We start from the raw sequence: 22,671 nt of genomic DNA on the forward strand, positions 1-22,671 counted from the left end.
AGTTTTTTGTTAGAATTGATTAGCCAATATATTTTACATATATTACTTTTGTGGGGGTAACAATAATGGTCTTTAAATCAAAAAAAGATAAATTTTCTGAAATGCTAATGAATGTTTCCGAAAATTTAAAAGAAGGCGCGCAGTTTTTCGTGGAGTATAAAATTAAAAATGCTAGCGATTTAAAAGAGTTTTCTATGCGCATGAAAGAGTATGAGTCAAAAGGTGACTCATTTATTCACGAAATCATTATGGAGCTAAACAAAGCGTTTATTACTCCTATTGAACGTGAGGACATCCTACAACTTGCAATGAGTATGGATGATGTATTAGACGGATTAGATCACAGTGCTGGTCTGTTCGAAATGTATTCTATTACAGAAGCTGATGAATACATGATTAAATTCGTAGAAGCAATTAATCAATGTGCAATTGAGATTGCAAACTCTGTTGAATTAATGTCTAACAAAAAATTAGTCGACATTCGTACAAATGCGATTAAGATTAAGGATTACGAGTCACAATGTGATGATATTCGCCGTCATGCGATTAAGCACTTATTCTCTCGTGAAAAAGATCCGATTAAGATTATTCAATATAAAGAGATTTACGAAGAGCTTGAAGAAGTAGCAGATAGCTGCCAAAGCGTTGCAAACGTATTAGAAACAATTATTATGAAGAACGCGTAAGGAGTTTGATCATGGATACACTCTTGATACTGACCGTTTTAGTAGTCATTTGCGCTTTAGCTTTTGACTTTATCAATGGATTTCACGATACAGCAAACGCTATTGCAACGGCTGTTTCAACGAAAGCTCTAAAGCCTAGACATGCAATTATTATGGCAGCTATTATGAATTTTTTAGGTGCGATGACATTTACAGGTGTAGCAAAAACTATTACAAAGGATATCGTTGACCCATTTGCTTTACCTAATGGTTCTCTTGTAATTTTAGCTGCTTTGCTTGCGGCAATAGCATGGAATTTAATCACTTGGTACTATGGTATTCCAAGTAGTTCTTCTCATGCAATCATTGGCTCAATCGCAGGCGCAGCAATCGCTGCTGCTGGTATTAGTTCATTAAACTATAAAGGATTTATAAAAATTCTTGAAGCTTTAATCATTTCACCGATTATCGCTTTTGTTATTGGTTATATCGTATACAGTATTTTTAAAGTCGTCTTTAAAAACTTTAACTTAACGAAAACGAACAAAAACTTCCGTATATTCCAAATCTTTACTGCGGCATTACAAGCCTTTACACATGGTACGAATGATGCACAAAAAGCAATGGGAATCATTACGATGGCTCTTATGGCCAATAACTATCATACTTCTGACGAAATCCCTTTCTGGGTACAATTAGCCTGCGCAACTGCAATGGGTCTTGGTACTTCTGTCGGTGGATGGAAAATTATTAAAACTGTCGGTGGACAAATTATGAAAATTCGTCCTGTAAATGGTGTAGCTGCTGATTTATCATCATCACTTGTTATTTTCGGTGCAACATTCATTCACTTACCGGTTAGTACAACACACGTTATCTCTTCTTCTATTTTAGGGGTTGGGGCTTCTCACCGTGTGAAAGGTGTAAAATGGGGAACTGCTAAACGCATGTTAATTACATGGGTAATTACGCTTCCTATTTCAGCTTCTTTAGCTGCTTTATTTTACTATTTACTACACTTAATCTTTTAATTAAAAGTCGTCTTCCTTATTTTTCTAGGAAGACGACTTTTTTGTGAACAACCCTATTTCTCATTGAAAAGCGTGTATAATAATTGGTGTATAAGTTATTTAGAGGAGTTGGCAATTTTGGAATACATCATGTTACTTTTCATCGGACTAATCGCCGGGACAGTCGGAAGCCTAGTTGGACTCGGAGGCGGAATTATTATTGTTCCATTATTAATTGGATTACACAGTTTATCCCCACAGCTCGCAGTGGGAACTTCTATGGTAACAGTCGTTTTTACAGGACTGTCTTCCACCCTTACTTACATGAAGCATAAGCGAGTAGATTACAAAAGTGGACTTATTTTATTTATTGGGAGTGGCCCTGGAGGTATTATCGGATCATGGGCAAACAAATTTTTAAACCAAGATACATTTTCTTTATATTTTGGGGTGTTCCTTATTTTCGTCTCAATTCTTCTTATGTTACGAGATAAATTAAAACCTCTTTCCTTATCAAATATGACTGTAATTAAGCGTTCTTTTACAGATAACGAAGGAAATACTGTAAACTATCAATTCCCACCGCTTCTCGCTATCTTGATTGCCTTTATAGTTGGATTTATTTCTGGTTTATTTGGAATTGGTGGCGGCGCCTTACTTGTTCCAGCGATGATGCTCCTTTTTGCATTCCCAGCACACATTGCTGTAGCAACTTCGATGTTTATCGTATTTCTATCAGCAATTGTAAGTTCTGCAACTCATATCTCCCTTGGAAATGTTAGTTGGATTTATGCATTAATTCTTATTCCTGGTGCGTGGATTGGTGGAAAAATCGGGGCTTATATAAATACAAAACTTAGTGGTAAAGCAGTAATTAATTTATTACGTATCACATTAATTATTCTTGGAACTAGATTAATCATTACGTCCGTCTTATAACGCGTTCTTTTTAGAATGCGTTTTTTCTTATACACATGAATATAAAAACGTTCCAAGGAGAACAAGTAAGATGAGACAAACACCTAATAGCATAAAATTTGAAATATGTACGTTCCTCAAGTTGACCACTCCTATAGCTACGACTGTTACCTTAATGATAGCGAAAAAAGAGTCCACTTGCAGTTACAAAGTGTTAACAATGCAAAATCATTTATTACAAATCTTATCCATATATTTCATTTCGTTGTATAATCTATCGATTCAATAAAAAAAGATGTCATATTGACATCTTTTTAGTGAAGAAGTGACCATCCCATAAAGTCCTCATGTACTTGGCACGCCCTCTTATCGTTTCGATCATATAATTCAGCATAACTATCGGTTTCTTCATCATAGGCCATTGTATAAATAATTTGGCCGTCTATTTCAACGGATAGAACAACTCCACCTTTCATCTCTTCCACATGAATGATAGCATTCGCCGGAATTCTCATATCCGTCATCTTCATCGCATCTAACAATATACTAAACCCCCTACAGCGTATTCATTGCTAGTACTATTACACACTAAATAGTATACTACTGTAATAGCATACATTTCGTCAATGAAATTGCTATTTAAATAGCATATTGTCTTTATACATATAAGCTAAAATAGAAGAAATAGAACTGTTTAAATGGGGGGCTAACATTGATTTTACACAAGGGAGATGTACTATTCCGTCAAGGCGAAGACGGTCCTTTATATTTTATTAAATCCGGTTTATTAAAAGTGGTTAGGTTACAAGAAGATGGGACATCATTTTTATTTAACATTATCGTTCCAGGTGAAACGATACCTCACCATTCATTAATTTCACCGAAAGAATATCACGGTACAGCTATCGCTTTAATAAAAACAGAGGTAGAACCTATTATGAGCAGCGAATGGTACGATAAACTTCAGGCAAATCCTGAATCATATGCCAATATCGCTATGCAATTACAATCAAAATTAAGAATGATGCAACAACGTATTGATCAATTAACAACCGTCTCTCCGAAAGAGCGCCTTCATCGTTTACAAGAGTGGTTCACCTTATATTTAGGTGATATCCCTATTTATGAAATATTAACACAAAGTGAAATTGGTCAACTAATAGGTGTACGCCGTGAAACAGTAAATCGATTATTAAGAGAACAAGCAAAAAACGAGGTAAAATAATACCTCGTTTTTTGTTTGTTCCAGTTCCCACTATTGTAAGCTTGCTGCTGGACCGAAAAATTCATAATGAATGTGCTCTTGTTTCACACCTAAATCAGTTAGTGCAGCATTTATATGCTTCATAAATGGCACCGGACCACAGAAATAAAATTCTGCTTCAGTTGTCGGAATAATAGATTGTAACCATTCGCCTTCAATAAAGCCTTCCTTATCAAAGTTCTTCATTTCTAAATCTTTTTCAGTCGGTGCAGAATAGCAAGTGTATGCTTTAACTTGTTCGTATTCATTATCTACTGCCTCAACGTGTTCTTTCATTGCATGTGTATTACTATTTAGCGCTGCGTGAACAAAACATACATTACGTTTTGACTCTTGTTCAATTAACGTATTTAGCATACTCATCATTGGTGTAATACCTACCCCACCACTAATGAGTACAACTGGTAATGTCGAATTCATGTTTAATACGAAATCTCCTGCTGGTGCACTTACTGGTAACATATCCCCTTCTTCTACATGATCATGTAAGTAATTAGATACTTTACCATTTGGTGTATCTACACCTTTTTCTTTCTTTACACTAATACGATAATATTCTTTTCCAGGAGCATCTGATAAGCTATATTGACGATTATGTGTATATGTTTCACCTTCGATATTGATTTGAACCGTTACATATTGTCCTGGGATGAATGAAGAAACTTTCCCGCCATCTTCAGGTTTTAAATAGAATGACGTAATAACATCACTTTCTTTCACTTTTTTAACGACCACAAAGTTACGGAAATCTTTCCATCCACCTTCTTTATGTGCCGCTTCTTCATACATCTCTGCTTCAATGCTAATGAATGCATCAGCAATGACACCATAAGCTTCTCCCCATGCGTTTAAAACTTCATCAGGTGCACCTGCGACCTCTTTAATTGCACGTAGTAAACATGTACCTACAATTGGATAATGCTCTGCTTTAATACCTAAGCTTCTATGCTTATGACCAATTTGTTTTACAACTGGAATAATAGCTTCTAAATTATCAATGTACGTTGCAGCTGCATAAACAGCATTCGCTAGCGCTTGTTGTTGTCTTCCCTTTTTCTGGTTCGTATGATTGAAAATATTCAATAACTCCGGATGTTCCGAAAATAAAATTTCATAAAATCTCGTTGTAATTTCAACGCCTTTTTCTTGTAACAACGGTACTGTTGACTTTACGATTTCAATTGTTTTTTCACTTAACATTGTATCCCACTCCTCTATTTCTTTAACTGTTTTTAGTGTAACTGAATTGTATAATACAGATTGTGATTTTAATCACTATTAACACGGTGTTTTTGTGAAAAATATATGAACATTGCACTTACAAAAGAAAATAAGCCAACTAGAATGCTAGCTAGCTTATTATTTAGACTGTATTGCTTGTTCAATTACCCTTATATCTTTCCCATCTCCAAATTCTGTATACCCCCAGATGTTCGTTTCACCTCTATATTTATTTACGATAATATCTAAGTCATGGTATACACGATGTGCATAAACTACATACTCAATATTTTGAAGTTCCACACCTTTTTTTACAATTTCATAGCTTCTATTTACATCACGTTTTATTTTTTTATTCTTTATTTCTGTATGTATATTTTTTAAAGACGATTCTTGTTGTTGAAACCATTGTTTAAATTGGTTCCAGTCCCCTTCTGTATAATTCTCTGCTTTACCATAATTTAAGAAATTATTATAACTTTCATGTGTCATACGAATAAAATCAAGTACTTTCGTCTCTTCTTGCACATTTTCTATTTGAGCTATTGTACTTACCTCAGCAGGCTTATCCGCATAATGTAACAGCACTTTCATAAGACTATAACTTGCAATAATCATCACAATAATAACCCCGAACACACTTAACAATTTCTTCATATACAGAACTCCTTCTCTACTAGGAATATTACAATATAGTACTACACTTGTAACATTCTCTCGTAGAATTATAATTCCTGTACAAATCCTTCCCATCATTTCGACACTATTTTTCTACACACTTCGCCTTGGCAAATGCTCTTGTAAAACAATGTACCCTTCATAAGCTGTATAACCAAGAATAGCCATTAGTCCGATATAACAAGCAAATACCGTCCATTTCGTTTTCGTATCCACTTTATAATAGTTTTCTTGTTGTTTCTTTTCTATATCCCATTCATGTAATTTTCTTTCTGACATTTCAAACGCTTCTCTTATATGAATCGTATGCGTCTCTTTCTCATCTTCATACGGAACGTAATCAAGTGGTTCAAACTTTGGTAAAAGATACTCTAACACTTCAATTTTTTGAAGCTCTCCTATTTTTAATTCTTTTTCACGCTCTCTTTGCCTTAATCCATTCATTTCATGCTGCATCATATATATATTTCGATGTACCGCACCAGTTTCTTTTAATTCCTCTTCAAGCTTATCGATATATTCTTTCATTCCATCAATTCTATAGCCCAATTCCTTAATCGGCTCGTCTCTCTTTATAACTCTATATAATTCCATACAGCCGATAATAACAATAAATCCTCCTAAAATGCTTTTAAAGTAAATTGAATAACCTAACAATAAAACAAGCCCTGCTCCCCAAATTTTCGTACTCACAACTGAAATAATTCGGCCACCATCTAACGGTGAAACTGGAATCAAATTAAAGAAATTAATCATACTTCCAAGCAAAATAATGAGCGCCCAAAATGGCTCTTTCGTTATTATATAAAGTGGGATTGCAGGTAAAAAGGAAAGCAATCCGAACAGAGGTCCCATATAGGCAATATAGGCTTCATCCTTTGCATTTTTCGGCATCTCTTTCATCCCAATCAAGGCCCCCATAAATGGAATAAAAATCGCCGGCGATGTTGGTATACCTTTTCTTTTCGCAGCCCACAAATGTCCCATCTCATGAACAAATAACAAGTAAATAAGTGCTACCCCAAATTTCCATCCATATATAACTGCGTATGCACCAAGCGATAGAAACATACTAAATACGGTTGAAAACTTCGCTAATTTAAAAATTGCAAATACCCACTTTAACTTAGAAAGTAAAAATAGCCCTATTGCAACAATAATTCCCCATAATCCTTTTTTATTATTTTTCATATTCCTCTCCTTTATCTCTCATTAATGAATCATATTCATTCCTCAAAGCTTGTTCTTTTCTCTATTATGACATATTTTTTTCTATTGTTAGAAATAATGTTTATATAATCCATTTTTAGCCAAAAATATAAATAAAAGGAGGTGCACACAATTGAATTTACAATCTCTCATAATAGGCGCTCTATCGTTTTTAGCTTCAACTCTTATCTTTTATACCGTTAGTTACGTATTATTATTAGATTTGTTGCCCAATCACGTATTTATTGCCCTTATCATCCTTTCCGCTCTTATGATTTCTTTTCTTATTACACGAAAATCAATGAATGAGCCATCTGCAAAAGCAAAGTAATAGAGAGGGGTGCTTTCCCCTCTCTATTATCATTTCCTAGGAAAGGCCCTATAAATTTTGTGTTTCACTTTATCTTTGTAAATTCATTTTTTCACCATACTCTTTAACAATTTGAATGATATTTTGAAAAACACCTATTTTTTCTTTTTTACTATTTAATATTTTCAAATCATAATTTTCATAATATGTTTCTAATGACTTTAATTGTGATTCTGAAGCACCTTGTATCGGAACAGTAGCATGCAATTCATACTGTTTATACCCTTCCCTTACCTTTTCACCTAAAATTTTTTCACTCTCTTTTGCTCCAATTAATTTTTGAATTTTTTCTGGGAAAATGACTTGCAAATAATATTCTTGTTCCTTCTCTAACTTGTTGTATAATGATTGTGAAATCGTATACCGTACCGTATAATTCACTTTTTGATCGCCTGCTTTAATATGAAACGCGGTAATCTGCAAATCTTTTTTTGTTACTTCCGTTAAAGGACCTACCTGCATCTCATCTTCTTTTTGTTCTGAAACATTTGGAAATATAGCCAAAAGCTTTTCCGTATCTTTTGTATTCAGCATATACATAGCTTGCTTATGTTGTACCCACCCTCGTCTGTCTTCTCCTCTTAGCCATGCATAATATATTTCTTTTTTCCCATCTCTACTAATTTGTATTTCATATTCAGGTTCACCGAAGCTACCTGTTATTTCTTGTTTCTCAGCTTTATCCATAATGTCTATTACTACCTTAGCTTCTGCTTCCTGTAACTTTTTCTCTTTATGTTTTTTTTGTATAACAGTTACCCCTATTGTTTCGTTCACTTCATTCACCGTCTCTTCCACTTTTTTTGTTTCTTTTTTTTGCTCAATTTGACTACAAGATGCTAGTAACATAGCAAATAACAACAATACATATTTCCTTTTCAACTTAATCCCCCCTTTTACAATAAGAAATTCTTATAATCTTCATATAAAAAACAAAAACGTGAAACACTATAAAATAAGCTATACTAAGCATTGAAAGGAGGTTTTTTTATGTCCATTAATTTTCACGATGCAAATAATAAATACACATACGCACAGCGAAACGCCCATATTTCTTGGGGAGAAATAATAAAAAGTATTACAAATATACAAAACAAGCAAATAATTGATATCGGCTGTGGTGGTGGAATTTATACGAAAGAACTTGCTCTTATGGGAGCCAAAAATGTTGTTGGACTTGATTTTTCAAAAGAAATATTACAAGCCGCAAAAGAAAATTGTAGTGGCGTTCCAAATATTTCATTCATTCAAGGTGATGCACATAGTATCCCATATCCTAATGAAACATTCGACATTGTGATTTCGCGCGCAGTGATTCATCACTTACAAGACATTCCTACATTTCTACGTGAAGCTTCTCGTATATTAAAGAAAAACGGTGTACTTATTGTACAAGACCGAACCATTGAAGATTGTACAATTCCTGGCAGTCCCGAACACATTCGCGGATATTTTTTCTCAGTCTTTCCAAAACTCATTGAAACCGAATCAAAAAGAAGACCAAAAACAAATACTATACAGCAAGAATTACAAAAACATTCTCTTCATGTGTTCCCCGCTCAAACACAATGGGAAATACGAAAAACACATGATTCTGTAGAAGCATTACTACAAGATTTATCTCCTCGAACAGGTCGATCTATTCTATACGAATTAACAGATTATGAACTTTCTCAACTTCTACACCACATCCAAATCGCATTACAAAACGTATCCCCTATTATCGAAAGAGATCGTTGGACAATTTGGAGCGCCATGAAACTGTAAGGAAGGAAGCCTCACAAAATAATGTGAGGCTTCCTTCTTTCATAATCTAACTTTGCAACACTCTTGATACCCTCCACTTCTGGCCTGTGCACTTCCACACTTCGGACATACTAAATATCTAGACTGATTTGTCAACAAACTACCTTTTTGAAAGAGTAAAACTTCTGCTTGTTTAAATGAACGCGAATAATATAACCACATAAAACCAATTATAGCAATAATGCCAAATAATACTCCCATCGCAAGCATTTCAGTCACCTCTTTTGGTTTGTTCTTTCCAGCAAGTGGATTGTTGTATTATTCTCTATAAATTCAATTAATCCCTTCTTCACTCCTATAAATATCAATTTTCTCCACAATTTTTACAATTACCTACAAATTTTCACTTCTCTTTTACAAAACCATTTTAAGAATCTTCCCCCTTCAAATAGTTTATATAATCGAATATATTCCGATATCTAAATGCACAAACTAAAAAATATGTTGACTTTCTAAAAAAATCATGTAACAATACTGTCAGAATACTTGAATAAAAATTCATTGACGAGAACGAGTACGTTATAGAACTGTTCCCCAGAGAGTTGGCGATTTGCTGCAAGCCAACGTTCAGCGCGTAACCGAAAATCATCTCCGAGAAGTAGAACCGAATGTCACAGTAAGTTCTTACCGGCTGTCCACCGTTACAAGGAACACGTATCATGTTGTACGTTGCAAAGCCGTATACATATAGATTTATTTCTACATGTATAAATTAGGGTGGTATCGCGGGTAAATATAACTCGTCCCTTTCTTTAGGGACGAGTTTTTTGCGTTCTTACAAATGAATTTTAAAAAAGGAGGAAAAAAACAATGAACACTGTATCAAAAAAACATATTTTTTTCACGGGTCTTATGCTATTTTCTTTATTTTTTGGGGCAGGTAATTTAATTTTCCCTCCCATGCTTGGACAAAATGCTGGTGAAAACTTTTGGCCTGCAATGATTGGATTTTTATTAACAGGAGTCGGTTTACCGTTACTAACTGTTATCGCAATCTCACTATCTGGAAATGGAATGCAACAACTTGCAAGTCATGTCCACCCATTATTCGGAATTTTCTTTACTGTCGTTGTATATATCGCAATTGGTCCTTCAATGGGCATTCCGCGTGTCGCTAACGTCGCTTATGAAATGGGAATTAGTTCTTTCTTGCCAGAAACAATTCGCTCTAGTAACCTAGCACTATTTTTATACACTGTCATCTTCTTTGCTATCGTATTTTGGCTTAGTTTAAATCCATCTAAACTTGTCAATCGCATTGGAAATATATTAACACCTATTTTATTACTATCTATTTTCTTATTGTTTGTTAAAAGTGTATTTACACCACTCGGACAATCAGGACCAGCAATGCAAGAGTATCAAACTTCTCCAATCTTCAAAGGTTTTATGGAAGGATACTTAACGATGGATACCATTTCAGCACTTGCATTTGGAATTATCGTTGTAAACGCAATTCGCTCTACCGGTGTGAATGATCGCAAATCCATTGCCATCGCAACAGGAAAAGCAGGGCTTATTGCCGCTACAGGGCTCGTACTTGTATATGGTGCACTTGGATGGCTTGGTGCAACGAGTGTCTCGCTCGGATATGCAAAGAATGGTGGACAATTACTTACTGTAATCGTACAACAATTATTCGGTCCGTATGGTCTGCTTCTATTATCTCTTATCGTTACACTAGCTTGCTTAACAACATGCGTTGGACTCGTATCTGCATGTAGTCAATATTTCTCAACATTATTTACAAAATTTTCATACAACGCATTCGCGAGTCTCATTTGTACATTAGGATTATTAGTTGCCAACCTAGGTTTAACAAAAATTATCGCCATCTCTGTCCCTGTTCTACTTGTTGTATATCCAATTGCGATTGTACTCGTTCTACTTTCATTACTTCATAAGTATTTTGGTGGATATCGCTCTGTATATGTAGGTGCATTAATTGGAGCAGCAGTTGTGAGTGTATTTGATGGATTAAAACAAGGTGGAATTCCTGTTTCATTTATCACACCATATTTTGAATCTATTCCTTTATATAATGAAGGGATCGGCTGGCTCGTACCAGCATTAGCTGGAGCTCTTATCGGATTTACTATCGCTAAACTAAGCGGTGCAAAAAAAGTCCCATTAATAGCCGACTCTCATGAAGCAAAAGCATCATAAAAAAACTCCCACAAGGGAGTTTTTTTACATTTGATAAGCACTATGATTAAAACTACTTATTTTATACGCTTTCGTATAAAAATCAATATTTGTATCAACTGTTTCTACTTTCACGACATCATAGCACTCTTCTTGCTTTACTAAAAATAAATAGTATTCTTCTGTCGCCTCAATAATTGCAATTTTATCTGTTTCAACATTATATTGTTCACAAAGCGCTTGTAATGCGTTCACATAATCCTCTAATTTTTTCGATTTATCCATTCCAAATATTGTTTGAACTAACATATACATTCTCCCCCTTGTATGTACTGTTAACACTATAATGATAACGCTTACATTAGTTGCCGTCAATAAAAAGCTTTGGCAAGATGAATAGCCAAAGCCTCTTATCATTTCGTCAATTGATGTCTAAATGCATAAATCACCGCTTGCGTTCGGTCACTTACATTTAACTTATTTAAAATATTGCTCACATGTGTTTTCACTGTTTTTAGAGCGATAAATAGTTCATCTGCAACTTCCTGATTGCTTTTCCCCTCTGCAATTAATAACAAAATTTCATACTCTCTTTCTGTTAACTCTTCATGCAAAGGTTGTTCCTTCTTCTGGCGCATACGTGACATCATTTTACCAGTGACTTTTGGCTCTAATACAGTTTCTCCATCATAAGTAGCTCGCACTGCATCCGCAATATCACTTGCTCTTGATGTTTTTAATAAATAACTTGTTGCTCCGGCCTCAATAACAGGATATAATTTTTCATCATCTAAAAAACTTGTTACAACAACAATTTTCGCTTCTGGCCACTCTTGAATAATAGCCCTTGTTGCTTCAACTCCATCCATCTCATCCATGACAAGATCCATTAAAATAATATCTGGCCTTAATTGCAGCGCTAACTCTGACCCTTTTCTTCCATTCTCAGCTTCTCCAACTACTTCAATATCTGGCTGGGTTGATAAATAAGCTGATACACCCATGCGAACCATTTCATGATCATCAACTAGTAATACTTTGATCATACTTCTCCCCCTCTCTCAATCATAATTGGTACTTTCACTTCAATTTGCGTACCTTTATTTGGAAAACTAAGCACTTTTAGTGTCCCACCAATTTCATGAACACGCTCTTGCATAGATCTTAAACCGTAGGAACCAGCCTTATTAACTCCTACTTCAAATCCAACACCATCATCAATGATTTTTAATATCGCATATTGATCAATTTTACGAAGACGCACTTCCGTTTTCTTTGCCTTCGCATGTCGTAACGTATTTGATAGCGCTTCTTGCACAATACGGAATAAATGGTCTTCTACACCTTTTTTTAATTCAATAGGTTCGATAAGCCATTCAATTTTCATATGTTGTTTTCGCGATAATTCCGTTAACAACTCTTCTATACCTTCAGTCAGTTTTTTACCTTCTAATTGTACAGGGCGTAGATGAAGCAATAATGCCCGCATTTCTGATTGCGCATTTACAACCATATTTTCAACAAGCTGTAATTGTTTTTTTGTCATATCTGGAAATTTAACCACTTGTTCATTAATCGCTGACATCATCATCGACATTGCAAAAAGCTGCTGACTTACTGAATCATGCAGCTCCCTCGCCAATCGATGCCTTTCTTGGGAAATCGCTTCTTGTCTCATCTCTTCATTCCAATGAGCTCGTTCATTCGTTACTTTTTGAAAGAGTCCAGCTTGCTCCTCTAATCGACGAGCAAGAACGATTACTTTTCGTTCCACTTCATGAAATTCATCATCTGCAGTAAACGAAACATCACTCGGAAAATTCCCTCGCTCTACTTCAAATAGAAACGTATTTAACCCTTGTATGCGCTGCTCTATATAGTAACCGATTGCATACCCTACAATTCCCCCGATAAGTAAACTTGTAGTCATAATAAACAAGCCAATTGGAACAGAAGCGATGGATTCCTTCCATAATAAATCATACACTTGTTGCTCGCTTTTCCATACATAGACAATTGTACAAATAAGCGCGATACTCACAGAGGACAACATAGAATAACGAATATACATCCACGAAATATTTTTTTGTTTCTTCATTATACTTTCCTCACTTCCGTATCGCCTACGACAAGCGAAGAAATAATTTTAATGCGACGAGGAGCCTCTTTATACTGCTCTGTTCTAAATGTAACATTGCGGTTAAACCCTGTCTCTTCATGACCTGGCAAGAGCACACGTCCGACAATAACAGAATGATTTAAAGACAGTTCAATATCATATGGCACATATAAACGAATATTACCAACCACACCTCGAATAACAATTACTGTTTCTCCTTCTGGAATCATAGCAGTTGTTAAATCTATTTCCACATCACAAGCACCATATTGAACATTAATATCCTCAAGTTCATAAATATGATCCATCATTCGGACATTACCTACAAACATATTTTTCAAATACGGCTCTGTACGATATATTTGCTTCTCTTCATCTATATATCCTTTTTCTTTAATTTCAACCTTCATTGCTTTTTGCTGCTGCCCTTGCTGAATCAGTTGATAACCAATTAAAGCTAAACAAGCAAATACTACGAGTACAAAGGCTGCTGATGAGAATAAAAAGAATAAAAGTACGATGCCGCCAACAAATAAAAATACATTTCCCCTAACATAACGATTTTTCTTACGATAATGCCTTCCAAACATAATCATAATAAATGCAAAAATTAAACCACCTGGTTCAAAATGTCCAAGTATCATATCAAGAAAAAGACCGAATCCAAATATGATGAGGAGCATCCCCATTAATTGCGTTTTTGAAAAGTGCTTTTTCATTTCAGCTCCTCCCCTCTTCGTTACATATACATAGAAGAAAAGGCATTGCTTTCCAACACCTTTTCTCCTATCACTATATCATAAGCCTGTTTTATAATATACTACAATTATTTTGTTACTTCCTTCGTTAACGACACTTCACTTTTTTCTTTCATTTCACGCTCAAGCTTTGCAATTTTCATATCAAATGTGTCACGTTCATGCTCATCATTCATACGAGTTTCTAAGTCGCGAATATGATCTTCAATTTCTTCAAATCGTAAGAACGGATTATTCTCATCCATTTTATGCATCGCTGTATTCATACGACGATTTGCATGTGCCATATTTTCACGAGCCATTAGTTCCATACGCTTTGCGTGCATTTCTTTTAATTTATTTTTCATTTCAGAAAGACGGCGCTCTAATTCATCAATTTGCTCTACAACACCTGCATACATTTCTTCTAATCGAGTTACTTGCCCTTCATAATAAGCTACCTCTTCTAACGCACGCTCGTGCAATTGTAATTCGCCTGCTTCTTGAGCAATAACAGCTTGCTTTGATCTTTTATTAACGAAATAGCGTGCTTGCTCAAGCTCACGAGCGAAGTTAGATTTTAATGTTTTATGACGCTGAATTAACTTCTCAATTTTTGTTATTTCACGCTCACTATCGCGTAAATATTGGTTTAACATAGCAATTGGATTTTTTCTTTCCTTCTCATCTAACACGTTATGAAAATCAGCTAAAATTGCATCGCGTACACGTCCGAATAAAGATTGTTTCATTATAAATCTTCCTCTCTTCTACTTTATTTATGATTTGGTTTATTGTTTTAGTTTTTCATTAACTTGTTCCACTCATCTTCAAAGTTGCTATATGGTTTAGAACTTTCTGGAGCAGCGTCAACAACTACATCTTTTTCTTTTTTCCACTCACGGTATCCATAGTATAAAACTATTAAAGCAGCGATACCGATTAATGCTGGTGAATGTGATAGGGCAATTGACAAGCCGATTAAACCGACAATACCCCAAGCTAACTTTCCAAAAAATGATTGTGCTCGCACAAATGATTTGTAGCTCCAGTACACAACTCCTGCTCCGATTGCGAATCCTACAATACCAGCAAGACTACCAAGAGCAATTAGAGCCAAAATACCGGCCGCGATAAACGCTAGAAATTGTTTCATCTTGTGCTTGCCTCCCTTCGATTTGATACTCTTATCTTAACTATTTTTTCATCTTTCCATAACGAGCTTAAGAACCGTTTTTGACTCAGACTTAAGACTGAGTTGAATTCAGCCCTTTACATAAAAAAAAACGCGCAGAGAATATTCTCTGCGCGTTTTCAATACATAACGGTAACTTTCATATTAAATTAAGCTGTTTTATGATACTCTTTTTTCTCAGCTACTTTCGAAAATCTTGGAAATCCAATCAAAATCGAAACAATCCCGCATACCCCTACTAAAATTGGATAAAATGCATATGGTAACAATTCAATCGGAGATAACGCAGCAAATCCTGCCGCAGTTAACATTTGAGCACCGTACGGAATTAAGCCTTGCACACAACAAGAAAAGAGATCTAATACACTCGCTGATTTACGTGGATCAATTTCGTATTGATCTGCAATGTTTTTCGCAAGCGGCCCTGTAAAGATAATAGAAATCGTATTATTCGCTGTACACATATTCGTCATACTCACTAAGCCAGCAATACCGAACTCTGCACCTTTTTTTGAGCGAATGTTACGTGTTAAAAGATTCATTAAATATTGAATACCACCATTATATTGAATCAGTTCGACCATACCACCAATTAAAATAGCAAGTAATACTAACTCCATCATACCGCCCATTCCTGTCGTTACACTTTTAAAGAAACTCTCTAACGTGTAACTTCCATCTATAAGGCCGATAGCACCAGATAGTACAGTTCCACCTGTTAACACAATAAGTACATTCCAGCCAAGTAACGCTGTAATAAGTACTCCTGCATACGGTAAAATCTTTATCCAGTCAAAACTATGAGCTTTAACTTGCGTATCGCTTCCTAAAGTGATGATTACTAATAGTACAATCGTAATAATCGCAGCCGGTAATACAATTAAAAAGTTCGTCTTAAACTTATCTTTCATTTCTGTTCCTTGTGAACGAACAGCTGCGATTGTTGTATCTGAAATAAACGATAAATTATCACCAAACATCGCACCGCCAACAACGGTCGCCATCGTAAGTGCAATTGAGATATCAGTTTGCCCACTAATACCTACAGCAATTGGTGCTAACGCTGCAATGGTTCCCATCGAAGTTCCCATCGCTAATGAAATAAATGCCCCAATAATAAAAATTCCAGCTACGATAAATCCTGGTGGCAAAATAGATAACGCTAAATTAACAGTTGAATCTACTCCGCCCATTCCTTTAGCTGTTTCAGAAAACGCACCTGCAAGTACAAAAATTAATACCATAATCATAATATCTGGATTTCCTGCACCTTTAGCAAAGCGCTCTACTTTCACATTAAAGCTTTCTTTACGATTCATCGCTAAAGCGATTCCTACAGCAATTGAAATCGCTACAAGTATCGGCAATTTATAGAAATCACCTGTAATAATTCCAGAACCAATAAATAGCGCCAAAAATATCCCAAGCGGTAATAAAGCTACACCATTTCCTCTCGTTTCTTTCAAAGTACCATCTCTCCCTAGTTTCAACCTTTTTTCTAATGAATAACAAAAGACCTCTTCCAATGAGAAGAGGTCTTATACATCTATAAGAAACACTCTTCTCATCTTTCAAGCACATGCTTGCTGGATTTGGCACAGCACTCTGAAATCGAGTCCGCTGCCGAGGCATCGTAGGGCCAGTCCCTCCGCCTCTCTTTATAAGAAGGTTTCGTATTTATTTTTTAATAATAATTTCTTTCCTAACTTTACTCGCTTACAAAACAAAAGTCAATTATTTTTTGTATAGATTTTTTTGGTAATTATACAAAAACGCGAATACAGCAATCATTTCCACTTTTCAATTTCTTCATCCAATATTGAAATCCAATAAAATTCATTATTTTTTATAGCTGCTATTATCCATTTTGTTGTATGCCAAGCTAACTCATATTCTTCCTTTGTAATATCACCAATTTTATAAGCATCCTCTAACTCGTCTTCATCCAATACATAGATCTCACCATTCGGTAACAATACTACATCTAAATATAAATCATCAAAATAAGGTAAACCACGCTCGTCTATTTCATATTCTTTCGCTACGTCAATATAATATTGCACTAATGTTTTTTGATCATCTAGCATAGCTGTTATGGCAAAGTTCTTCCCATTTATGAAATACTGAATCCACGTATACTTATCCCCTGCAATACAAATTTCTTTACCTGCGTATTCTTTACAACTCGGTTCTCTCACCTTCTGTATGTCCAGTATTCCTAACATACCCTCTTCTACTTGCTTCACTATATAATCCTTCTCTATTAGTCGTTTCCACGAAGAACCATCCCCATATTTACGTTTCATTACGTCCGCTCCTCTTCTATATATAGAAAAGCCCCCACATATTATGTGAGGGCTTGTTCATATTATAATTAAGCCGCTTGACCCTTTTCAGAAATCTCTTTTAAATAAGCTTGTCCTTTTTCAGCGTCATATTGACCTTCCCACTTAGACATAACTACAGCTGCTAAAGAGTTACCTACAACGTTAACTGCTGTACGAGCCATATCTAAAATACGGTCAATACCTGCAATAAATGCTAAACCTTCAGCTGGAATACCTACTGTACCAAGTGTTGCTAGTAATACAACGAATGATACGCCCGGTACACCCGCGATACCTTTTGATGTAACCATTAATACAAGTAATAATGTAATTTGTTGCGTAATAGATAAATCAATACCGTACATTTGCGCTAAGAAAAGAGCTGCAATTGCTTGATATAAAGTTGATCCATCTAAGTTAAATGAATAACCTGTCGGAATAACGAAAGATGTAATTGCTTTCGGACAACCGAACTTTTCCATTTTCTCCATGATTTTCGGTAAAACTGTTTCTGAACTTGCTGTAGAGTATGCTAAGATCAGTTCGTCTTTTAAAATCTTAAAGAATTGGAAAATGTTAATTCCAAATATTTTCGCCGTAAGTCCTAATACGACTACAACGAAGAAAATCATTGCTCCGTATACTACAATTAATAATTTCCCTAATGGAATTAATGAAGAAAGACCAAATGTAGAAACTGTAACTCCAATTAGTGCAAACACACCAAATGGTGCAAATTTCATAACTTGGTTTGTTACGTAAAACATTGCATCAGCTACACCTTGGAAAAATTGAAGAACTGGTCTTCCTCTTTCACCAATTGCCGCTACACCTAAACCAAATAATACAGAGAAGAAGATAATAGCAAGCATATCTCCGTCAGCTAATGACTTCATAATGTTCGTTGGAACAATATTTACAAATGTATCTGCAAATGAATGACTTTGTACTTGCTCTGTCGTATGTGTATATTTTGAAATATCTGTCTTTGTTAACTGCTCCATATTTACGCCTTTTCCTGGTTGGAAAATATTCGCAATCAATAGACCGACAATAATTGCAATTGTTGTAATAATTTCAAAGTAAATAATTGTTTTTCCGCCTAGTCGGCCTAATTTTTTAACATCGCCAACACCAGCAACCCCAACAACAATACTTGCTACAACAATCGGTACAACGATCATTTTAATTAATCGGATGAAAATATCACCAATTGGTTGTAAGTAACTCACCACTGCCGGATTGCCAAAGAAAATCGCCCCAACTGCAATACCTAGCGCAAGTCCTATTAATATTTGCCATGCAAGTCCTATTCTTTTCATATTTGTTGTAACCCCCTCTTCGATGTTTCACTCTATCTCTCATTCTATCTCTATAAAACTTGAAATTAAGAGTATTACATATTATTCGACAATTCACTACATTTTGTCCCTGTTAAAAATCATAAATCAAAATTTAAAATCTGACAACAAAATAAGTTTGCCCGAACGCAAATAATTTTCTTGACAAAAACAAAACCCATGTCAGAAAACCTCACATGAGAACGATTCCTTATCAGTGTTTTATTGGATTCCTATCTACTATTTTACTATATAAAACAAATATTTTTTCCCTTTATTTTACAAATAAATCCAGAAAATACATCCTTGTTGCACGAATAAAAAAACGCACCCAGCATGACAATTATCATTAAAAGATGCTAAATTCCGACAAAATTTAGCATTTTTATAAAATTTCCTTTACATTATGATTACAACGATAGACACTCCCCCTCTAATGATATATAACATTCATAGGGAAAGGAGCCAAACAACAATGAAAAAGAAATTTGCAGCGTTTAGTGTTTTAGCAGCAGGAACGATTTTGGTCTCTCCGCTACTTTCACCTGTATACGCTGAAACGAATCAAGATAAATTATCTAACATACAATCAGAATTAGACGGCAAACAAAGTGACTTACAAAATAAATCAGCTGAGAAAGACCAAATAGAAAAGGAAATTCAAGAATTACAAAAAAAAATCGATGAATTAACTACATCTATTAATAAAAACGAGGCTGAATTAAACGATACGAAGAAAGAAATTAGCAAAACACAACAAATAATTGCTGAAAAAAAGAAACATATAGAACAATTACAAACAAACATAGATACACGTCAAGAAGTTATTAAACAACGACTACAATCTATGCAAGAAAAACCTCGTACAAGTATTATTACAGAGGTCTTAACAAACTCTGCAAACATTGCTGATCTTGTTGATAATATGTATTCCGTAAGTTTGATTTTAAACAACGATACAGATATCGTGAAAAAACAAACAACTGATCAAAATGCTGTGACAACTGAAAAAGAGGCTGTTGAGAAAAAAGAGCAACATCTAAAAGAATCCGAGCAAAAATTAGAACAAAAGCAACAAGAATTACAAAACAACCAACAACAGCAACAAACGCTTATTAACGATCTACATACGAAAGTAGCAAAAGTAGATTCAGAGATTGAAGGATTAGAAGAATCAAAGGGTATTTTAGAAAATCAGCGTCAAGCTGTTCAAAAAGCAATTGAAGAAGAAAAACGTGCAGAGGAAGCTCGTAAAGCTGAAGAGGCACGCAAGGCGGAGGAAGCTCGCAAACAAGCAGCTGCCACACCTGCTCAAGCTGCTCCGGTACCGCACGATACAAACATCGGTGGATTTATTAAACCAGCAGCAGGATCAAAAACTTCTGGGTTCGGCGCACGTTCTTTAGATAACCATAAAGGAATCGATATCGCTGCTTCAGGAACCGTTCCAATTATCGCTGCAGCAGATGGTGTTGTTATTCGCTCAGAGTTATCATCCAGTTACGGAAACGTTGTATACTTATCTCATCGTATAAACGGAAAAACATATACGACAGTATATGCTCATATGAGCAGCCGTTCTGTATCAAATGGACAAACTGTAAAACAAGGAACTCAACTTGGATTTATGGGGAATACTGGCCAATCATACGGACAACATTTACACTTTGAACTTCACCTCGGAGAATGGAATGTCGGTAAGACAAATGCAGTTGATCCATCTCCTTATATCGGATTATAAAAACTCGGTGCATACCGAGTTTTTTATTTACACTTCACACAATATAGGCATTCCACATAGACTATAACTATATGCCTATATTTTACGAGGTGATTCATATGAATACACAATTACAACAAGAAATAGAAGAAGCTAGAGAAACGTACATTGGCCGGTTATTTACATTTGGCGGCTCAGCGTTGTTTTTAATCGGTTCATTCATCGCAGTCGTCACAGCTTATAAAGCATATAATCGTTTATTGCAATCATCAACATAAAAAAAGACGGGAATCCCCGTCTTTTTTTATGCAAACATTTTAAATACACCTATTGCATTTAAAAATACAATTATTACAGTTACTGGAATAATATAACGAAGTAAGAAGAACCAAATGTTAAATAGCGTTTTCCCTTTCGTTTCCGTAACTTCTAATTCTTTCATTAATAACTCTTTACTCATTTTATTGGGTACAAATAGCGAAATAGCTAGTACCCCTAACGGCAGCAACACATTACTTACCGAAAAATCAACGAAATCAAAGAATGTTTTTCCAAATATTTTCACATCACTCATAATCCCAAATGATAATGCCGATGGAATTCCAACCGCAAAAATAAGAATACCAATTAATAATGATGCGGACGGACGCTTTTTCTCATTATCTTTCGCAACAGATGCTACAACAATTTCAAGCATTGAAATCGCAGATGTTAAAGTTGCAAAGAAAAATAACACTAAAAACATAATGAAGAAAAATTGTCCAAATGGTATTTTCGCAAAGACAGCAGGAAGAACGATAAACAGTAGTCCTGGTCCTTCTGTCGGCTTAACGCCTAATGCGAAAATCGCTGGGAAAATCGCTAATCCTGCAAGCACTGTAATAAATACAGTTAAACTTACAATAGATGTTGCTGATTTCGCTAAATGTTCCTCTTTCTTCAAATACGAACTATACGTTACCATTACTGAGGCACCTACCGTTAATGAGAAGAAAGATTGTCCCATCGCATATAAAATCGTATCTGCTGTAAGCTTTGAAAAATCTGGTTTTAAGAAGAACTCTACCCCAGCCATAGCACCATCCAGTGTTAAAGCACGAATAATGATAGCAATAAATAAAATGAATAATAGCGGCATCATGTACTTACTTGCCTTTTCTATACCTTTTTCTACACCTTTACTAACAACAAAAATAGTACAAAGCATAAAGACAAATTGCGCTCCAATTGCGCTTACTGGATTTGAAATTGTTTCACCAAACAATTTTCCATAATCAACAACACCATTCCAGAAGCTTCCTGTAACACTATAGTATAAGTACAGTAAAATCCATCCACCTACAACACTATAAAAAGATAGTACACTAAAACAAGTAACAACCCCCATACGACCAATCCAAGGATATAACTTGCTATTTGGCACCAATACTTTATACGCTGTAACTGCCTCTTTTTGAGTGCTACGTCCAATAACAAATTCTGCTATTAGAAGCGGCATACCTATAAATAAAGTTAATAGTAAAAATACAAGGAAGAATGCGCCTCCCCCACCATTACCTGCAACATATGGAAATTTCCATATCGCACCAAGACCTACTGCGGCTCCGGCTGCTGCGAGTACAAAGCCAATTTTCGACGTCCATTGCTGTGTTTCTTTCATCATAAATTCTCCTTTTCTGAATATTTAAACTTTTACCAATTATACACTTTCATTTCATACTCGCACACCTCCTTTAGAAAATAAAAAAGTCCCCTACACGCAAATATGCATGTAGAGGACGATATATGTAATGTAAATACCGTGGTACCACCTCAATTGGATTGATAAATCCCACTTGTTCAAGTACAGGAAAAATTCCGATACTCTATCCTTTTAACGGCGGAACCCGGGTTGCCTACTACAATGTTCAACATACCTCTCGCAAGCCCATTCTGTATATTTTATCG

General features: G+C 35.2%; 25 protein-coding genes, 1 riboswitch and 2 other annotated features (1 of these 28 cut by a window edge). Of the genes, 9 read left to right on the plus strand and 16 right to left on the minus strand.

Annotation, left to right across the window (positions count from 1 at the left end):
* The first annotated feature begins 65 nt into the window (after positions 1–65).
* From EUC40_RS18700 to EUC40_RS18710, 3 genes are all read left to right on the plus strand, one after another.
* A complete protein-coding gene (locus tag EUC40_RS18700) occupies positions 66–686 on the plus strand; it encodes a DUF47 domain-containing protein (protein WP_000231448.1) in 621 nt (206 codons plus the stop codon).
* An 11-nt stretch (positions 687–697) separates the two neighbouring features.
* Positions 698–1,696 (plus strand): inorganic phosphate transporter, encoded by a 999-nt coding sequence (locus EUC40_RS18705; protein ID WP_000380268.1) that lies wholly within the window; start codon positions 698–700, stop codon positions 1,694–1,696.
* Positions 1,697–1,813: 117 nt separating this feature from the next.
* Positions 1,814–2,614, plus strand: coding sequence for a sulfite exporter TauE/SafE family protein (locus EUC40_RS18710; RefSeq protein ID WP_156576254.1), 801 nt, complete (start codon positions 1,814–1,816; stop codon positions 2,612–2,614).
* 293 nt (positions 2,615–2,907) lie between these two features.
* Here EUC40_RS18710 and EUC40_RS18715 read toward each other — a convergent pair whose 3' ends face one another.
* A complete protein-coding gene (locus EUC40_RS18715) occupies positions 2,908–3,135 on the minus strand; it encodes a hypothetical protein (RefSeq protein WP_000883004.1) in 228 nt (75 codons plus the stop codon).
* 170 nt (positions 3,136–3,305) lie between these two features.
* Between EUC40_RS18715 and EUC40_RS18720 the strand changes: the two genes are divergently transcribed.
* The gene (locus EUC40_RS18720) at positions 3,306–3,818 is read left to right on the plus strand and encodes a Crp/Fnr family transcriptional regulator (protein ID WP_071709819.1); all 513 of its coding nucleotides are present in this window, start codon (positions 3,306–3,308) and stop codon (positions 3,816–3,818) included.
* A gap of 30 nt (positions 3,819–3,848) precedes the next feature.
* Here EUC40_RS18720 and hmpA read toward each other — a convergent pair whose 3' ends face one another.
* The 3 genes from hmpA to EUC40_RS18735 form a co-directional block, all read right to left on the minus strand.
* Complete coding sequence (gene hmpA, locus EUC40_RS18725; RefSeq protein ID WP_071709820.1) at positions 3,849–5,057, minus strand: NO-inducible flavohemoprotein; 1,209 nt, start codon at positions 5,055–5,057, stop codon at positions 3,849–3,851.
* 159 nt (positions 5,058–5,216) lie between these two features.
* Positions 5,217–5,735, minus strand: coding sequence for a hypothetical protein (locus EUC40_RS18730; protein ID WP_156576255.1), 519 nt, complete (start codon positions 5,733–5,735; stop codon positions 5,217–5,219).
* A gap of 114 nt (positions 5,736–5,849) precedes the next feature.
* Positions 5,850–6,947 carry a site-2 protease family protein gene (locus tag EUC40_RS18735; protein ID WP_156576256.1) on the minus strand — a complete coding sequence of 366 codons (1,098 nt, stop codon included), beginning with the start codon at positions 6,945–6,947 and terminating at the stop codon, positions 5,850–5,852.
* Positions 6,948–7,098: 151 nt separating this feature from the next.
* Between EUC40_RS18735 and EUC40_RS18740 the strand changes: the two genes are divergently transcribed.
* Complete coding sequence (locus tag EUC40_RS18740) at positions 7,099–7,296, plus strand: hypothetical protein (protein WP_001053353.1); 198 nt, start codon at positions 7,099–7,101, stop codon at positions 7,294–7,296.
* A 69-nt stretch (positions 7,297–7,365) separates the two neighbouring features.
* On the opposite strand, the gene EUC40_RS18745 is transcribed toward EUC40_RS18740, so the two are convergent.
* Positions 7,366–8,217 (minus strand): YhfM domain-containing protein, encoded by an 852-nt coding sequence (locus tag EUC40_RS18745; protein WP_156576257.1) that lies wholly within the window; start codon positions 8,215–8,217, stop codon positions 7,366–7,368.
* A 108-nt stretch (positions 8,218–8,325) separates the two neighbouring features.
* Here EUC40_RS18745 and EUC40_RS18750 point away from each other — a divergent pair, with 108 nt between their 5' ends.
* Entirely contained in the window at positions 8,326–9,102 is a 777-nt protein-coding gene (locus EUC40_RS18750; protein WP_156576258.1) for a class I SAM-dependent methyltransferase, read from the plus strand.
* Between the two features lie 39 nt (positions 9,103–9,141).
* On the opposite strand, the gene EUC40_RS18755 is transcribed toward EUC40_RS18750, so the two are convergent.
* Positions 9,142–9,351, minus strand: coding sequence for a hypothetical protein (locus tag EUC40_RS18755; RefSeq protein ID WP_000880632.1), 210 nt, complete (start codon positions 9,349–9,351; stop codon positions 9,142–9,144).
* Between the two features lie 282 nt (positions 9,352–9,633).
* Positions 9,634–9,892, plus strand: a binding site (T-box leader).
* 59 nt (positions 9,893–9,951) lie between these two features.
* On the opposite strand from EUC40_RS18755, the gene brnQ3 reads away from it, so the two are divergent.
* Positions 9,952–11,307, plus strand: a complete 1,356-nt coding sequence (brnQ3, locus tag EUC40_RS18760; protein ID WP_156576259.1) for a branched-chain amino acid transport system II carrier protein BrnQ3 — start codon at positions 9,952–9,954, stop codon at positions 11,305–11,307.
* Positions 11,308–11,331: 24 nt separating this feature from the next.
* Here the strand turns inward: brnQ3 and EUC40_RS18765 are convergent, their stop codons facing one another.
* From EUC40_RS18765 to gltP, 9 genes are all read right to left on the minus strand, one after another.
* Entirely contained in the window at positions 11,332–11,703 is a 372-nt protein-coding gene (locus tag EUC40_RS18765) for a DUF3922 domain-containing protein (RefSeq protein ID WP_156576260.1), read from the minus strand.
* Positions 11,700–12,332 (minus strand): response regulator, encoded by a 633-nt coding sequence (locus EUC40_RS18770; RefSeq protein ID WP_000598710.1) that lies wholly within the window; start codon positions 12,330–12,332, stop codon positions 11,700–11,702. Before EUC40_RS18770 ends, EUC40_RS18765 begins: the two co-directional genes overlap by 4 nt.
* Positions 12,329–13,384 (minus strand): sensor histidine kinase, encoded by a 1,056-nt coding sequence (locus EUC40_RS18775; RefSeq protein ID WP_156576261.1) that lies wholly within the window; start codon positions 13,382–13,384, stop codon positions 12,329–12,331. Before EUC40_RS18775 ends, EUC40_RS18770 begins: the two co-directional genes overlap by 4 nt.
* Positions 13,384–14,124 carry a cell wall-active antibiotics response protein LiaF gene (gene liaF, locus EUC40_RS18780; RefSeq protein ID WP_071709828.1) on the minus strand — a complete coding sequence of 247 codons (741 nt, stop codon included), beginning with the start codon at positions 14,122–14,124 and terminating at the stop codon, positions 13,384–13,386. The genes EUC40_RS18775 and liaF overlap by 1 nt, the downstream gene beginning before the upstream one ends.
* Positions 14,125–14,231: 107 nt before the next feature.
* Positions 14,232–14,894: a PspA/IM30 family protein gene (locus EUC40_RS18785; RefSeq protein WP_000814149.1), complete on the minus strand. Its 663-nt coding sequence runs from the start codon at positions 14,892–14,894 to the stop codon at positions 14,232–14,234.
* Positions 14,895–14,941: 47 nt separating this feature from the next.
* On the minus strand, positions 14,942–15,298 hold the full coding sequence (locus EUC40_RS18790; RefSeq protein WP_156576262.1) for a lmo0954 family membrane protein: 357 nt from the start codon (positions 15,296–15,298) through the stop codon (positions 14,942–14,944).
* A 188-nt stretch (positions 15,299–15,486) separates the two neighbouring features.
* Positions 15,487–16,803, minus strand: a complete 1,317-nt coding sequence (locus EUC40_RS18795) for a Na+/H+ antiporter NhaC family protein (protein ID WP_156576263.1) — start codon at positions 16,801–16,803, stop codon at positions 15,487–15,489.
* A 95-nt stretch (positions 16,804–16,898) separates the two neighbouring features.
* Positions 16,899–17,004: riboswitch (SAM riboswitch) on the minus strand.
* Positions 17,005–17,124: 120 nt separating this feature from the next.
* Complete coding sequence (locus tag EUC40_RS18800) at positions 17,125–17,643, minus strand: ribonuclease FAU-1 family protein (protein ID WP_156576264.1); 519 nt, start codon at positions 17,641–17,643, stop codon at positions 17,125–17,127.
* Positions 17,644–17,711: 68 nt separating this feature from the next.
* Positions 17,712–18,986 carry a glutamate/aspartate:proton symporter GltP gene (gene gltP / locus EUC40_RS18805; protein ID WP_156576265.1) on the minus strand — a complete coding sequence of 425 codons (1,275 nt, stop codon included), beginning with the start codon at positions 18,984–18,986 and terminating at the stop codon, positions 17,712–17,714.
* A 493-nt stretch (positions 18,987–19,479) separates the two neighbouring features.
* Here gltP and EUC40_RS18810 point away from each other — a divergent pair, with 493 nt between their 5' ends.
* Together EUC40_RS18810 and EUC40_RS27030 are read left to right on the plus strand one after the other, a co-directional pair.
* Positions 19,480–20,745 carry a murein hydrolase activator EnvC family protein gene (locus EUC40_RS18810; RefSeq protein WP_151625686.1) on the plus strand — a complete coding sequence of 422 codons (1,266 nt, stop codon included), beginning with the start codon at positions 19,480–19,482 and terminating at the stop codon, positions 20,743–20,745.
* A gap of 98 nt (positions 20,746–20,843) precedes the next feature.
* Complete coding sequence (locus tag EUC40_RS27030; RefSeq protein ID WP_001095992.1) at positions 20,844–21,002, plus strand: hypothetical protein; 159 nt, start codon at positions 20,844–20,846, stop codon at positions 21,000–21,002.
* Positions 21,003–21,028: 26 nt separating this feature from the next.
* Here EUC40_RS27030 and EUC40_RS18815 read toward each other — a convergent pair whose 3' ends face one another.
* Positions 21,029–22,384, minus strand: a complete 1,356-nt coding sequence (locus EUC40_RS18815) for a sodium-dependent transporter (protein ID WP_000665438.1) — start codon at positions 22,382–22,384, stop codon at positions 21,029–21,031.
* A 111-nt stretch (positions 22,385–22,495) separates the two neighbouring features.
* Positions 22,496–22,671 (minus strand) — a binding site (T-box leader) (it continues 73 nt past the right edge of the window).

This window comes from Bacillus luti (assembly GCF_009739945.1).
Classification (GTDB): domain Bacteria; phylum Bacillota; class Bacilli; order Bacillales; family Bacillaceae_G; genus Bacillus_A; species Bacillus_A luti.

Excerpts from the sequence above, each read along its gene's own strand:
- EUC40_RS18700 (WP_000231448.1), top strand. The coding sequence starts at position 66 with ATGGTCTTTAAATCAAAAAAAGATAAATTTTCTGAAATGCTAATGAAT.
- EUC40_RS18705 (WP_000380268.1), top strand. The coding sequence starts at position 698 with ATGGATACACTCTTGATACTGACCGTTTTAGTAGTCATTTGCGCTTTA.
- hmpA (WP_071709820.1), bottom strand. The coding sequence starts at position 5,057 with ATGTTAAGTGAAAAAACAATTGAAATCGTAAAGTCAACAGTACCGTTG.
- EUC40_RS18730 (WP_156576255.1), bottom strand. The coding sequence starts at position 5,735 with ATGAAGAAATTGTTAAGTGTGTTCGGGGTTATTATTGTGATGATTATT.
- EUC40_RS18735 (WP_156576256.1), bottom strand. The coding sequence starts at position 6,947 with ATGAAAAATAATAAAAAAGGATTATGGGGAATTATTGTTGCAATAGGG.
- EUC40_RS18750 (WP_156576258.1), top strand. The coding sequence starts at position 8,326 with ATGTCCATTAATTTTCACGATGCAAATAATAAATACACATACGCACAG.
- EUC40_RS18755 (WP_000880632.1), bottom strand. The coding sequence starts at position 9,351 with ATGCTTGCGATGGGAGTATTATTTGGCATTATTGCTATAATTGGTTTT.
- brnQ3 (WP_156576259.1), top strand. The coding sequence starts at position 9,952 with ATGAACACTGTATCAAAAAAACATATTTTTTTCACGGGTCTTATGCTA.
- EUC40_RS18765 (WP_156576260.1), bottom strand. The coding sequence starts at position 11,703 with ATGATAAGAGGCTTTGGCTATTCATCTTGCCAAAGCTTTTTATTGACG.
- EUC40_RS18770 (WP_000598710.1), bottom strand. The coding sequence starts at position 12,332 with ATGATCAAAGTATTACTAGTTGATGATCATGAAATGGTTCGCATGGGT.
- EUC40_RS18775 (WP_156576261.1), bottom strand. The coding sequence starts at position 13,384 with ATGAAGAAACAAAAAAATATTTCGTGGATGTATATTCGTTATTCTATG.
- liaF (WP_071709828.1), bottom strand. The coding sequence starts at position 14,124 with ATGAAAAAGCACTTTTCAAAAACGCAATTAATGGGGATGCTCCTCATC.
- EUC40_RS18785 (WP_000814149.1), bottom strand. The coding sequence starts at position 14,894 with ATGAAACAATCTTTATTCGGACGTGTACGCGATGCAATTTTAGCTGAT.
- EUC40_RS18790 (WP_156576262.1), bottom strand. The coding sequence starts at position 15,298 with ATGAAACAATTTCTAGCGTTTATCGCGGCCGGTATTTTGGCTCTAATT.
- EUC40_RS18800 (WP_156576264.1), bottom strand. The coding sequence starts at position 17,643 with ATGAAACGTAAATATGGGGATGGTTCTTCGTGGAAACGACTAATAGAG.
- gltP (WP_156576265.1), bottom strand. The coding sequence starts at position 18,986 with ATGAAAAGAATAGGACTTGCATGGCAAATATTAATAGGACTTGCGCTA.
- EUC40_RS18810 (WP_151625686.1), top strand. The coding sequence starts at position 19,480 with ATGAAAAAGAAATTTGCAGCGTTTAGTGTTTTAGCAGCAGGAACGATT.
- EUC40_RS27030 (WP_001095992.1), top strand. The coding sequence starts at position 20,844 with ATGAATACACAATTACAACAAGAAATAGAAGAAGCTAGAGAAACGTAC.
- EUC40_RS18815 (WP_000665438.1), bottom strand. The coding sequence starts at position 22,384 with ATGAAAGAAACACAGCAATGGACGTCGAAAATTGGCTTTGTACTCGCA.